9 protein-coding genes are annotated in these 13,333 nt (G+C 70.7%); 5 read left to right on the top strand and 4 right to left on the bottom strand.

Going from position 1 to position 13,333, the window contains the following annotated elements; all coding sequences use genetic code 11:
* Nucleotides 1-33: 33 nt before the first annotated feature.
* The 3 genes from KUF83_RS19050 (at nt 34) to KUF83_RS19040 (ending at nt 4,058) form a co-directional block, all read left to right on the top strand.
* Nucleotides 34-453 (top strand): (deoxy)nucleoside triphosphate pyrophosphohydrolase, encoded by a 420-nt coding sequence (locus KUF83_RS19050; RefSeq protein ID WP_217455930.1) that lies wholly within the window; start codon nt 34-36, stop codon nt 451-453.
* Nucleotides 454-714: 261 nt separating this feature from the next.
* Nucleotides 715-1,173: an ATP-binding protein gene (locus tag KUF83_RS19045; RefSeq protein ID WP_217455929.1), complete on the top strand. Its 459-nt coding sequence runs from the start codon at nt 715-717 to the stop codon at nt 1,171-1,173.
* A gap of 251 nt (nt 1,174-1,424) precedes the next feature.
* A complete protein-coding gene (locus KUF83_RS19040; RefSeq protein WP_217455928.1) occupies nt 1,425-4,058 on the top strand; it encodes a SpoIIE family protein phosphatase in 2,634 nt (877 codons plus the stop codon).
* Between the two features lie 171 nt (nt 4,059-4,229).
* Here the strand turns inward: KUF83_RS19040 and KUF83_RS19035 are convergent, their stop codons facing one another.
* Genes KUF83_RS19035 through KUF83_RS19020 form a run of 4 tightly spaced genes read right to left on the bottom strand, consistent with a single transcriptional unit; the run spans nt 4,230 to nt 8,098 of the window.
* Entirely contained in the window at nt 4,230-5,009 is a 780-nt protein-coding gene (locus KUF83_RS19035; RefSeq protein WP_217455927.1) for a succinate dehydrogenase/fumarate reductase iron-sulfur subunit, read from the bottom strand.
* Nucleotides 5,006-6,949, bottom strand: coding sequence for a fumarate reductase/succinate dehydrogenase flavoprotein subunit (locus KUF83_RS19030; RefSeq protein ID WP_217455926.1), 1,944 nt, complete (start codon nt 6,947-6,949; stop codon nt 5,006-5,008). The genes KUF83_RS19035 and KUF83_RS19030 overlap by 4 nt, the downstream gene beginning before the upstream one ends.
* Before the next feature lie 17 nt (nt 6,950-6,966).
* Entirely contained in the window at nt 6,967-7,788 is an 822-nt protein-coding gene (locus KUF83_RS19025) for a hypothetical protein (RefSeq protein ID WP_217455925.1), read from the bottom strand.
* A gap of 19 nt (nt 7,789-7,807) precedes the next feature.
* Nucleotides 7,808-8,098 (bottom strand): hypothetical protein, encoded by a 291-nt coding sequence (locus KUF83_RS19020; RefSeq protein ID WP_217455924.1) that lies wholly within the window; start codon nt 8,096-8,098, stop codon nt 7,808-7,810.
* Nucleotides 8,099-8,416: 318 nt separating this feature from the next.
* Between KUF83_RS19020 and KUF83_RS19015 the strand changes: the two genes are divergently transcribed.
* Both KUF83_RS19015 and typA read left to right on the top strand, forming a co-directional pair.
* The gene (locus KUF83_RS19015) at nt 8,417-10,840 is read left to right on the top strand and encodes an ABC transporter family substrate-binding protein (protein ID WP_217455923.1); all 2,424 of its coding nucleotides are present in this window, start codon (nt 8,417-8,419) and stop codon (nt 10,838-10,840) included.
* Nucleotides 10,841-11,034: 194 nt separating this feature from the next.
* On the top strand, nt 11,035-12,942 hold the full coding sequence (typA, locus tag KUF83_RS19010) for a translational GTPase TypA (protein ID WP_217455922.1): 1,908 nt from the start codon (nt 11,035-11,037) through the stop codon (nt 12,940-12,942).
* The last annotated feature ends 391 nt before the right edge of the window (nt 12,943-13,333 follow it).

Below are 13,333 nucleotides of genomic sequence, written 5' to 3'. Positions count from 1 at the left end.
AGGGCTGCGCGCGGCTCCCGTAGGCTCCGGCGCATGACCGAACGGATCGTGGTGGTGGGGGCCGCCGTGCTGAGCGACGGGCGCCTTCTCGCGGCGCGTCGCAGTGCCCCCGCGGAGCTGGCCGGGCGCTGGGAGCTGCCCGGCGGGAAGGTCGAGCCGGGGGAGACGCCCGAGCAGGCGCTGGTCCGGGAGCTCCGTGAGGAGCTGGGGGTCGAGTCGGAGCCGGTCGGCCGGGTGCCGGGTGAGTTTCCCCTGAAGCCGCCGTACGTGCTGCATGTCTGGACCGCTCGCCTCCTGCCCGGTTCGCCCGCGCCCCTGGCCCTCCAGGACCACGACGAGCTGCGCTGGCTCACGCCGGACGAGCTCTGGGACGTCGACTGGCTGGACCAGGACGTGGCCGCCGTCCTCGAAGTCGCGCGGAGGGCCTGGGGGAGCGGGGCTCCGGCGGTGTGAGAGCCGGCCCGCCCGTGTTCGGGAGCGGGGCCGTCCGGGCCGGGATCCCGGGGGTCCGGGGGTGCGGCCCCGCAAGCGGAGGGTGTCACCCAGGTGTGACCATCGCAACTTCGTGCACTCGAGTCTGCGGGGTGCGGTACGCGCACCGTACGTGGGACGCTCGGCCTCGCGGGGCGCATGTGGTGACTGGTGCGAGCTCCGAGTACGCCGTTCGTGCCACTGTGCGCCCTCGCGCACGGTACTCCGCCCGGGATATCGGGTATGTGCCAATTAACCCCACGAAACCGGACACGGTCCGCTTCTGGCCTGGGAGTGATCTGCGTGATCCACACCGAGGGCGATGTCGCCGAGTGGACCTTTCCCGCGGACCCGGGCGCCGTCAGGACCGCCCGCACCGCCGTCCGGGGCCAGCTGCGCTCCTGGGGCCTCGACTCCCTGCAGGACGTGACCGCGCTGCTGGTCAGTGAGCTGGTGACCAATTCCCTGCGGCATGCCACCGGCCCCATCGGCGTCCGCCTCGTACGGCCCTCGGAACCGCTCGACGCCCTGCTCGTGGAGGTCTCCGACCCCCTGCCCGACCCGCCCCGTGAACGGGCGGCCCAGGCCGAGGACGAAAGCGGCCGCGGGCTCCAGCTGGTGGCGAACTCCTCGCGCCGCTGGGGCACCCGACCGGGCGCGACGGGCAAGACGGTGTGGTTCGAGCTGGCCCTGCCCGGCTGACCGGGAGCCCGTCGGAAGGTGTCCCGGGGCGGTCCGTCCGCCCCGGGCGGCGAGGACGGGCAGAGTCGGTGGTTCGACGGGGTGTCTGGTGGTTAGAAGACTGGGAGTGTTGGTCGCGGCCGGTCCTAAAAGCATCGGGACCGTGCTGTGATCGTGAACACCGTGTTGTGCGGCTCCGTAGTGCTGGATACTGCGGGCAGCCGCTGCCGGTGACCGGTGCCGGGCGCGGTGAGCTGGAGGGGACGGTTCGCGTGAGCGAGATACCAGCGAAGGCCACGGAGTCCGAGGACCCGTCGGGCGGCGCGATGGCTGATGCGACGACAGGCGATGGCGGCACGCCAACAGCGGGCCGCGCGCCGGACGAACAGTGGGGCGAGGCACCCGGCGAGGTCGTGTGGCAGAGCAGTCCGCCCGGGTCGATCTACGACTACATCAAGGTCGCCTCGTTCTCGATCGGCCCCGACGGCCTCGTCGACCAGTGGAGCCTGCGCGCCGAGCAGCTCTTCGGCATCCCGACCGATCGTGCCGTGGGCATGGACCCCATCGCGGCCTTCGTCGCCGAGGACCGGCGCGACTTCGGCCAGCGGAAGATGGCAGAGGTGCTCGACGGCAGGGAGTGGACCGGCGTGGTCCCCTTCCGGCTGCCCGACCCCGAGGGCACCGGCCGGGTCACCGAGGGACTCGCCGAGGTGTACGTCATGCCGACGCGGACCGAGGAGGGCGAGCGGGCCGCCGTGTGCATCGTCGTGGACGTGCGCACGCTGCGTCGCATCGAGACGGACCTCGCCGCCTCGCAGGCCATTTTCGGTCAATCTCCTTTCGGATTCCTCCTGATCGACCCCGACCTGCGGATCCGCCGCGCCAACCAGCGGTTCGCCTCGACCTTCGGCGGCACCGTCGACGACCACCGCGGCCGCACCGTCAGGGACTATCTGTCGCCGGGTGAGGCCGAGCGTGTCGCGGCGATACTGCACCGGGTACTGGAGACGGGCGACTCCGTCACCGAGATGCTGGTCACCGGCACCGTGCCCGGCTCCACCGAGCGCCGCCACTGGTCCATCAACCTCTATCGCGTGCACAGCGGTTCGGGCCGCCCGATCGGCATCGCGTGGCTCGGCACCGACATCACGGCGCGCCGCGCAGCCGCGCGCGAGGCCGCCCAGGCCCGGCGCAATCTCGCCCTCCTGAACGAGGCGGGCGCCCGCATAGGCAACTCCCTCGACCTGGAGACCACCGCCCGCGAACTGCTCGACGTGGCCGTCCCCGGCTTCTGCGACCTGGCGTCCGTCGACCTCTACCAGGGTCTGCTCGCCGGTGACGAGACCCCGCCCGGCCTCGCCGACGGCAGCGCCGAGCTGCGCCGCGTCGCCTTCGCCAGCGCCGTGTCCGACGCGCCCTTCATCGGCGGCCCGGAGCCCGTGAACGTGGGAGCGGTCCACCACTACGCCTTCAACTCCTCCTGCGCGGACGCCCTGCGCACCGCGAAGCCGCAGACCGTCGCCGCCGAGGAGGGCGGCCTGATCCAGTCCACGCTCGCGGTGCCGATGGTCGCCCACGACACGGTCGTCGGCCTCGTCCAGTTCTCCCGTACGAAGGGCAGCGAGCCGTTCGGGGAGCGCGACCGGGCCCTGGCGGTCGAACTGGCCGCCCGGGCCGCCGTCTGCATGGACAACGCGCGCCTCTACCGCCGCGAGCACGAACGCGCCCTCATCCTCCAGCGCTCCCTCCTGCCCCCCGGCGACCCGGAGGCCTCCGGCCTGGACATCGCCTGCCGCTATCTCCCCGGGAACGCGGCCACGGAGGTCGGCGGCGACTGGTTCGACGTCATCGAACTGCCGGGCCACCGCACCGCGTTGGTCGTCGGCGACGTGATGGGGCGCGGCCTGCGGGCGGCCGTCGCGATGGGTGAACTCCGCACGGCCGTACGCACCCTGGCCCTCCTCGACCTCGAACCGGCCGAGGTCCTCTCCGCGTTGGACGAGATCGCCCGAGGTCTCGGCACGCCCGGAGGCACCCAGCAATCTACGCGCGGTGCCCGCCAGTCCCGGGACGCCGACCTCTCCGAGGTGTACCTCGCCACCTGCGTGTACGCGGTCTACGACTCCGTCACCCGCCGCTGTACGTTCGCCAACGCCGGCCATCTCCCGCCGGTCCTGGTCGAGCCGGGCGAGAGCGCGCTCATGCTCGACGTGCCGCCGGGGATGCCGCTCGGCGTCGGCGGCGAGCCGTTCGAGGAGGTCGAGGTCGAACTCCCCGAGGGTGCCCTCCTGGCGCTCTACACGGACGGCCTGGTCGAATCGCGCGACCACCCCCTCGACGAGGGCCTGCAGGCCCTCGTGGGCGCTCTGGTCGACCCCTCCGACCCTCTTGAGGACGTCTGCGACCACGTCCTCAACACCCTGGACACGCACCACGGCGAGGACGACATCGCGCTGCTGATGGCACGTGTCCAGGGGCTGCCCGCCGAGTCGGTGGGCGACTGGACCCTGCCGCGCGAGCCGCGCAGCGTGGGCCGCGCCCGGGAGTTCGCCCGCAACCGACTGGTCGGCTGGGACCTGGAGCCGCTCGTCGACACGGCCGAACTGCTCGTCAGCGAACTCGTCACCAACGCCCTGCGCTACGGCGAGGGCGAGATCCGCCTCCGTCTCCTCCTCGACCGCACCCTGGTCTGCGAGGTCTGGGACGCGGGTCTCGTCCAGCCCCGCCGCCGCCGGGCCCGTGACACGGACGAGGGCGGCCGGGGGCTCCAGCTCGTGGGCCTCCTCAGCGCCGCCTGGGGCTCGCGCCGTACACCCCGCGGGAAGACGGTGTGGTTCGAACTGCCCCTACCCAACGGCGGAAAGGGCCTCACGGACCCGGCGGAGGCACTGCTGAGCCTGTTCTGAGCCGCGGAGCCCGCCGGAGCAGGACGGCGGCGGGCCCCGCGAGGCAGGGCTCGCGGGGCCCGCCCCGCCCCGACGGCGCTCACCAGGGCCGTACCGCGGCGCAACAGCACGGTGGCCGGACCCCGGGCCGACTCCGCGGCCGACGTCGAAGAGGTGCGACCGGCCGCCCCTCTACGTGGGCCCGGACGGCCTCCTGCGGATCTTGCTGCCCAGCCAGACCAGCGGGTCGTACTTCCGGTCGACCGCCCGTTCCTTCAGGGGGATCAGCGCGTTGTCCGTGATCTTGATGCCCTCGGGGCAGACCTCCGAACAGCACTTGGTGATGTTGCAGTAGCCGAGCCCGTGCTCGTCCTGGGCCGTCTTCTTGCGGTCCAGGCCGCTCTCCTCGGCCGCGTCCAGCGGATGCATGTCCAGCTCGGCCACCCGCATCAGGAAACGCGGACCGGCGAAGGCGGTCTTGTTCTCCTCGTGGTCACGCACCACGTGGCACGTGTCCTGGCACAGGAAGCACTCGATGCACTTGCGGAACTCCTGCGACCGGTCCACGTCCTCCTGCATCATCCGGTACTCGCCGGGACCGACCCCCTCCGGCGGGACGAACGCGGGCACCTCCCGCGCCTTCATGTAGTTGAAGCCGACATCGGTGACGAGGTCGCGCACGACGGGGAAGGCACGCAGGGGAGTCACGGTGATCGTCTCCTCCCGCGTGAACACCGACATCCGCGTCATGCACAGCAGCCGCGGCCGGCCGTTGATCTCCGCCGAGCACGAACCGCACTTGCCCGCCTTGCAGTTCCAGCGCACGGCGAGGTCGGGGGCCTGGGTCGCCTGGAGCCGGTGGATGATGTCGAGGACCACCTCGCCGTCGTTCACCTCGACCCCGAAGTCCTCCAGGCCGCCGCCCCCGACGTCCCCGCGCCACACCTTGAAGCGGGCCTCGTAGCTGCTCACTCGTAGAGCTCCTCTTCGGCGAGGTACTTGACCAGCTCCTCCTTGTCGAAGAGGGCGAGCAGGTCGGGACGGATGGGCTCGGTGGTCTCCCGGACGAGGTCGATCTGGCCGTGCACCGGGTCCGTGGCGGCCAGGCCGCCCGTGGGATCGGTCAGCTGACAGAGCAGGTTGACGCGCCGCCACGCCCGGTCCATCGCCGGATGGTCCTCCCGGGTGTGGCCGCCGCGCGACTCCGTACGCTCCAGCGCGGCCCGGGCCACGCATTCGCTGACGAGCAGCATGTTCCGCAGGTCGAGTGCCAGGTGCCAGCCCGGGTTGAACTGCCGGTGTCCCTCGACCCCGGCCCGCCGCGCCCGTACGCGCAGGTCCGCGAGCTTCTCCAGGGCCGCCCCCATCTCCGCCTCCCTGCGGATGATGCCGACGAGGTCGTTCATCGCCTGCTGGAGCTCCTGGTGGAGGGTGTACGGGTTCTCAGGCGGCCGGCTGTTCTCGGCGCCCGGCTCGGGGCCCTCGGCCGAGAAGGGCCGCAGTGCCTCCGCCGCCGCCGTGTCGACCTGCACGTCGTCCACGAGGGGACGTCCGCCGGTGAGCCCGGTGGCGTACTGGGCCGCGTGCAGCCCCGCCCGCCGCCCGAACACCAGCAGGTCGGAGAGCGAGTTCCCGCCGAGCCGGTTGGAGCCGTGCATCCCGCCCGCGACCTCGCCGGCCGCGAACAGCCCGGGCACCCCGCGGGCCGCCGCGGTGTCCGACTCGACCGCGATCCCGCCCATCACGTAGTGACAGGTCGGCCCGACCTCCATCGCCTCGGCGGTGATGTCGACGTCCGCGAGTTCCTTGAACTGGTGGTACATGGACGGCAGTCGGCGCCGGATGACCTCGGCGGGCATGCGGGTGGAGACATCGAGGAACACCCCGCCGTGGGGCGACCCGCGGCCCGCCTTCACCTCCGAGTTGATGGCCCGCGCCACCTCGTCCCGCGGCAGCAGTTCAGGCGGGCGCCGGTTGTGGTCCGGGTCCTCGTACCACCGGTCGCCCTCCTCCTCCGACTGCGCGTACTTCTCCTTGAAGACGTCGGGGATGTAGTCGAACATGAACCGCTTGCCCTCGGAGTTCCTGAGCACCCCGCCGTCCCCGCGCACCGACTCCGTGACGAGGATGCCCTTCACGGACGGTGGCCAGACCATGCCCGTCGGGTGGAACTGCACGAACTCCATGTTCAGCAGCGGCGCCCCCGCGAGGAGCGCCAGCGCGTGCCCGTCGCCCGTGTACTCCCACGAGTTCGACGTCACCTTGAAGGACTTGCCGATGCCTCCGGTGGAGACCACGACCGACGGGGCCTCCAGCACGAAGAAGCGGCCGGACTCCCGTTCGTAGCAGAACGCCCCGGAGACCCGGCTCCCGTCCTTCAGGATCCGGGTGACCGTGCACTCCTGGTAGACCTTCAGACGCGACTCGTAGTCGCCGGTCTCCTTGAAGTCCTCCTGCTGCAGCGACACGATCTTCTGCTGGAGCGTGCGGATCAGTTCGAGACCCGTACGGTCGCCGACGTGCGCGAGCCGCGGGTACTCGTGCCCGCCGAAGTTGCGCTGGGAGATGCGCCCGTCCTTCGTACGGTCGAAGAGGGCGCCCCAGGTCTCCAGTTCCCATACGCGGTCGGGGGCTTCCTGCGCGTGCAGCTCGGCCATCCGCCACTGGTTGAGGAACTTCCCGCCGCGCATGGTGTCGCGGAAGTGGACCTGCCAGTTGTCGCCGGAGTTGACGTTGCCCATCGCCGCCGCGATGCCGCCCTCGGCCATCACCGTGTGCGCCTTGCCGAACAGGGACTTGCAGATCACGGCCGTGCGGGCGCCCCGCTCGCGGGCCTCGATGGCGGCACGCAGGCCCGCGCCGCCCGCGCCCACCACCACGACGTCCCACTCCTGCCGGTCGACCACGGACATCAGAAGGCCCCACTCATCTAGAAAAACCTCGGATCGTCGAAGACGCCGGACGCGACCAGGTACACGTAGAAGTCGGCGAGCGCCACGCTCACCAACGACGCCCAGGCGAGCTGCATGTGCCGGGCGTTCAGCTTCCCGACGAGCTGCCAGGTCCGGTAGCGCACGGGGTGCTTGGAGAAGTGCTTGAGCTTGCCGCCGACGATGTGCCGACACGAGTGGCAGGACAGGGTGTAGGCCCAGATCAGCACGATGTTGACGAGGAACACGAGCGTGCCGAGCCCCATGTGTCCCCACGCGTAGTGCTCGTCCCGGAAGGCGAGGACCGTGTCGTACGTGAGGATCCCCGCGACCGGCACCGCCGCGTAGAAGAAGTAGCGGTGGATGTTCTGGAAGATCAGCGGGAAGCGGGTCTCGCCGGTGTACTTCTTGTGCGGCTCGGCGACCGCGCAGGCCGGTGGCGAGGCCCAGAAGCCCCGGTAGTAGGCCTTGCGGTAGTAGTAGCAGGTCAGCCGGAAGCCGAGCGGGAAGATCAGGACGATCAGGGCGGGGGACAGGCCCCACCAGGTGCCGAAGAGCTCCCAGTTGGGCCCGTTCCTCATCGGCTCGCAGTTCTCCGCCAGACACGGCGAGTAGAACGGGGAGACGTAGGGAGCCGCGTAGTAGTCGCTGTTCGAGAACGCCCGCCAGGTCGAGTAGACGACGAAGGCCAGCAGCCCGGCCGCCGTAGCGGCGGGCGCCAGCCACCAGCGGTCGGTCCGCAGATGCGGGGCGGTGATCGCGGCGCGCGTACGGTTCCGTACGCCGCCGCTCTTCGTATGGGGTTCCGTACCAGTGGCCAAGGAGAGCTCCGGTCGGGGATCAGGGTGCGTGGCGGTCGCGGGCGCCGAGTCCTTCGTCGTCGGAGTCCGTCCACAGGGTGTTGTCGTACGGGGTGTCGGGGATGGACACGAGGTCGGGGCGCCGGGGCTTGCCGAGGCCGGGTGCGGCCTCGCGCAGCAGCGCCACGCTCTCGCGCAGGTGGTCGGCGTCGGTGCGCACCCTGCGCATCTCCAGACCACCGCCACCCATCTGCTGTTCCAGTCGCTTCACGGACCTCACCAGGTCGTCGAGAGAGCGCTGTATCGATGTCAGGTCGTCGTGCACGGACATGGCGTGCCCTCACTTCCGCGGACCCATCGGCCCAAGGCGGCAACGTTCATGCGCCTGCGAGTGTCGCGCGTCACACCTGCTGGTGTGAAGGGATGTGCATGGATTGGCAGGGGCGTGCGGGTGCGAAGGGCTCCGCGCCGCGGGCTCGGGCCGTTGCGCCGCACGGGTGGGCTTGCCCGCCGCCGTCGCCGTGTCGCCCCCCGGCGCCGAACCCTTTCCTCTTCAGTGGCGGCATACATCTGATCAACTCCAAATACCGCCAAACGTGATCAGACACCCCGTGTTCACCTGTGGAGCGGCCCCCCGGAGGTACCAGTCATGTCCCACGACGGCGTCGGACTGCGCGCGGTGACGCGCTCGGTCGCGTTCCTCACGGCGGGTGTCCTCGCGGTGCCGGCCCTCGCCGGGTGCAGCGAGCAGGACGAGGCGGGCAGGCCCACCGCGGGCCAGGACATCGCGCCCGCGGGCCGTGATCTGATCGCGGACGGCGGCACCATGCGCTGGGCCGTGGACAACGTCCCGGAGACCCTCAACGCCTTCCAGGCCGACGCGGACGCCGCCACCTCCCGGGTCGTCGGCGCCGTACTGCCCACCATGTACCGGCTCGACGCGAACGGCCGGCCGCAGCGCAACCCCGATTACCTGGAGTCGGCGAAGGTCGTCGAGCGCGAGCCCAAGCAGGTCGTGCTCTACAAGCTCAACCAGCAGGCCGTCTGGAGCGACGGCCGCGAGATCGGCGCCGCGGACTTCTCGGCCCAGTGGCGCGCCCTGTCCGGCAAGGACACCGCGTACTGGACCGCCCGCAACGCCGGCTACGACCGCATCGAGAAGATCGAGCGCGGTGCGAACGACCTGGAGGTCCGGGTCACCTTCGGCAAGCCGTACGCGGACTGGCAGTCGCTGTTCTCGCCGCTGTACCCGAAGGACGTCATGGGTACCCCGGACAGCTTCAACGACAGTGCCCGCCGCAAGCTGAAGGTCACCGCGGGCCCCTTCGTGATCGACGCGATCGACCGCGAGTCCGGCGACCTCACCCTGAAGCGCAACCCTCGCTGGTGGGGCCGCCCCGCCAAGCTCTCCACGCTGGTCCTGCGTGCCGTGCCGCGGGACAAGCGCGCCGCCGCGCTCGCCGCCGGCCGGCTCGACCTGGCCGAGATCGACGCGGCCGAGGCGCACCGCGTCACGCTCGCCGGGCGGGAGAAGAAGGCGGCCAAGGGGGCCCCGCTCACGCACGGTCCCGGCGCCGCCCTCACGCCGGGCAGGGCGCTGCGTTCCTGGGCGATCGCGCACGGCTCCGACGAGGAGGCGGCCGACGAGGAGATCACGGCGCGCTCGAAGCGCCGCAAGGCCCTCGCGAAGTACGCCGACGAGCAGTCCTCCCTGCGCGGGTTCGAGGTCCGCAAGTCCCTCGAACCGGCCTTCACACAGCTCGCGTTGAACGGTGCCGAGGGACCGCTCGCCGACGAGCGGGTCCGCCGGGCCGTGGCCCGCGCCCTCGACCGGGACGAGCTCGCCGAGGTGGTGCTGAAGCCCCTGGGCCTGCCTGCCGAACCGGTCGGCAGCCATCTCGCGCTCGCCGGACAGCACGCGTACGCCGACAACAGCGGAGCGCTCGGCGGACAGGACACCGGGGAGGCCCAGGCCCTCCTGTCCGACGCCGGATGGGTGGTGGGCGGGCCCGTCAAGGAGGAGAAGAAGGCCAAGAAGGCGGCCGGCGCGGCAGCCTCCAAGGCCTCGGACGGCTCGGACGGCGGTGGCGACTCCGCCGACGACGGTACGTACGTCGTCGGCGAGACGGACGGGAAGCCGGCCGGCCCGCACGGTGCCGCGGACGACGGCAAGCCCGGCGGGCACGGCGGCTCCGCCGTGCTCGCGCCCGCACCCCTGGTCGAACGCCAGCGGGCCGCGCTCCTCGACCAGGCGGCGGCGCTGGACGACCGCCGCATGGCCGAGAGGGAGAAGGACGGCCAGAAGGACAAGAAGGCGAAGAAGAGCAAGAAGAGCAAGACGGGCAAGAAAGAAAAGAACGAAAAGAAGGCCAAGAAGGAGGGGCGGGGGGAGCGGGACGGGGCCGGCGGAGCGGCGGAGAAGCACCTCGCCCAGGACGGGAAGCAGCAGCTCAAGCACGGTGGCGCCCCGGGCGCGTACGCCCCGAGAGGCACCGCGGCGCCGGGCCGCGCCGCGGCGGGGCCGCTCGCCAAGAACGGCAAGGCGCTGTCGCTGCGCTTCGTGCTCCCGTCGGGCCCCGGCTCCCGGTCGCTGCGGACCGTCGGGGAGCGCATCGCCAGGATGCTGGACCGCGTCGGGATCCGTACCGAGATCTCCAAGGTCGCGGACGACAGCTACTTCAAGGACCACATCGCCTCGGGCGAGTACGACCTGGCGCTGTACTCCTGGCCCGCGTCCGCGTTCCCCGCGACCGACGCCCGCCCCATCTACTCCAAGCCGGTGCCGGCGGCGGACGGCTCCCTGAGCGTCGAGCAGAACTACACGCGGGTCGGCACCGACCAGGTGGACCAGCTCTTCGACCAGGCCATCGCCGAACTCGACACGGGCGAGGCACGCTCCCTGGTCCGCAAGGCCGACGCCCGCATCTGGGCCGCCGCGGGGTCGATCCCCCTGTACCAGCGCCCTCAGCTGACAGCGGTCCGTACCCATCTCGCCAACGCGGGAGCCTTCGGATTCCAGACCCCCCTCTACGAGGACATGGGCTTCCTGAAGAAGGCCCGAAGCCGCAGGTGACGAGCGCCACGTAAGGGGCGCGGGGAGCGGCGCGACCAGCCCCGACCGGCCGGGACCGAGGGTCCCGGCCGGAGCCCTGTCGAGCCCCAGCGGCAGCGGGCCCGTACCATGGGGTAAGGCCGTGGCACGTTTCAGCCCGGCAAGGCCCCGCGCAGCGGATGGCCGTCCACTCACTCCGGGAGAAGCGCCTCAATATGGCCACGCGCCACGACATCCGCAACGTCGCCATCGTCGCCCACGTCGACCATGGCAAGACCACCCTGGTCGACGCCATGCTCAAGCAGGCCGGTGCCTTCGCCGCGCACGCCGCCGAGTCGCTCGACGACCGCATGATGGACTCGAACGACCTGGAACGTGAAAAGGGCATCACGATCCTGGCCAAGAACACGGCCGTGAAGTACCACCCGAAGGATGGCGGCGACGTCATCACGATCAACATCATCGACACCCCCGGTCACGCCGACTTCGGTGGCGAGGTCGAGCGCGGTCTGTCGATGGTGGACGCGGTCGTCCTCCTGGTGGACGCCTCCGAGGGGCCGCTGCCCCAGACCCGCTTCGTGCTGCGCAAGGCCCTCCAGGCCCGGCTGCCCGTCATCCTGTGCATCAACAAGACGGACCGCCCCGACTCGCGCATCGACGAGGTCGTGAACGAGGCCTACGACCTCTTCCTCGACCTGGACGCCGACGAGGAGCAGATCGAGTTCCCGATCGTCTACGCCTGCGCGCGTGACGGCGTCGCGTCGCTGACCAAGCCGGAGAACGGCACGGTACCGGCCGACAGCGACAGCCTGGAGCCGTTCTTCTCCACGATCCTCTCGCACGTCCCGGCCCCCCAGTACGACGAGGAGGCCCCGCTCCAGGCGCACGTCACCAACCTGGACGCCGACAACTTCCTCGGCCGTATCGCGCTGCTCCGCGTCGAGCAGGGCGAGCTGCGCAAGGGCCAGACGGTCACGTGGATCAAGCGTGACGGCACGATGTCGAACGTCCGCATCACCGAGCTGCTGATGACCGAGGCACTCACCCGCAAGCCCGCCGAGAAGGCCGGCCCGGGTGACATCTGTGCCGTCGCGGGCATCCCGGACATCATGATCGGCGAGACCCTCGCCGACCCCGAGAACCCCATCGCGCTGCCGCTCATCACGGTCGACGAGCCCGCGATCTCCATGACCATCGGTACCAACACCTCGCCGCTGGTCGGCCGCGGTGGCACCGGCAAGGGCGCGGAGAACAAGGCCGCGGTCAAGGACCGCAAGGTCACGGCCCGCCAGGTCAAGGACCGTCTGGACCGTGAGCTGGTCGGTAACGTCTCGCTGCGGGTCCTGGACACCGAGCGCCCCGACGCCTGGGAGGTGCAGGGCCGCGGTGAGCTGGCCCTGGCGATCCTGGTCGAGCAGATGCGCCGTGAGGGCTTCGAACTGACCATCGGCAAGCCGCAGGTGGTCACGCAGATCATCGACGGCAAGGTCCACGAGCCCGTCGAGCGCATGACGATCGACGTCCCCGAGGAGCACATGGGCGCGGTCACGCAGCTCATGGGTGTCCGCAAGGGCCGGATGGACAACATGTCCAACCACGGGTCCGGCTGGGTCCGCATGGAGTTCGTGGTGCCGTCCCGCGGCCTCATCGGCTTCCGTACGGAGTTCCTGACCGGCACGCGCGGCACGGGCATCGCCCACTCCATCCACGAGGGCCACGAGCCGTGGTTCGGCGTGCTGGCGACCCGTAACAACGGCTCGCTGGTCGCCGACCGCGCCGGCGCCGTCACCGCGTTCGCGATGACGAACCTCCAGGAGCGCGGTGTGCTCTTCACGGACCCCGGCACCGAGGTGTACGAGGGCATGATCGTCGGCGAGAACTCGCGCGCCGACGACATGGACGTGAACATCACCAAGGAGAAGAAGCTCACGAACATGCGGTCGTCCTCGGCCGACTCGTTCGAGGCGATCGTCCCGCCGCGCAAGCTCTCCCTGGAGCAGTCCCTGGAGTTCTGCCGCGACGACGAGTGTGTCGAGGTGACCCCGGAGTCCGTTCGCATCCGCAAGGTCAACCTGGACGGCCGCGAGCGTGCCCGCGCCGCGAGCCGCGCCAAGCACGGCTGACAAACAGGGCTTGACCTGCCTCTTCCGGTCCCCGGGAGCACGCTCCCGGGGCCGGTGAGGGTCTCATCCGGACGCCCGGTTCTTCGCACGGCGGGGAGCCGGGCCTTCGGTGTGCCCGTACGGCGAAACCGGTTCAGTTCGGGCGACGACGGGTACGACACGGCGGCGTTCGCATATCGGGCAATGCCCAATCAAGTTTCGGACACGTAAACGAAATTTTCCTCAACGTTGTCCGTTTTGCCGGAGTCTCATCTCACCTGTCAAGCGCGCGTAGGTGTCATTCTCTGCAATTTTTGCTCAAAATTTCGAGCGTAGGGACATCCCTATGTCTTCCGCCCTTGACGCGCGTTGACCGACTTGGTGAAAGTTCCCTGAAACCACAGAACCTGCC

The sequence above is a fragment of the Streptomyces sp. BV286 genome (assembly GCF_019090165.1).
Taxonomy (GTDB): domain Bacteria; phylum Actinomycetota; class Actinomycetes; order Streptomycetales; family Streptomycetaceae; genus Streptomyces.
This window is presented reverse-complemented; position numbering and strand designations above follow the sequence as displayed.

Coding starts and splice junctions, on each gene's coding strand:
- KUF83_RS19015 (WP_217455923.1), top strand. CDS start 8,417: ATGTCCCACGACGGCGTCGGACTGCGCGCGGTGACGCGCTCGGTCGCG.
- KUF83_RS19050 (WP_217455930.1), top strand. CDS start 34: ATGACCGAACGGATCGTGGTGGTGGGGGCCGCCGTGCTGAGCGACGGG.
- KUF83_RS19030 (WP_217455926.1), bottom strand. CDS start 6,949: ATGTCCGTGGTCGACCGGCAGGAGTGGGACGTCGTGGTGGTGGGCGCG.
- KUF83_RS19020 (WP_217455924.1), bottom strand. CDS start 8,098: ATGTCCGTGCACGACGACCTGACATCGATACAGCGCTCTCTCGACGAC.
- KUF83_RS19045 (WP_217455929.1), top strand. CDS start 715: ATGTGCCAATTAACCCCACGAAACCGGACACGGTCCGCTTCTGGCCTG.
- typA (WP_217455922.1), top strand. CDS start 11,035: ATGGCCACGCGCCACGACATCCGCAACGTCGCCATCGTCGCCCACGTC.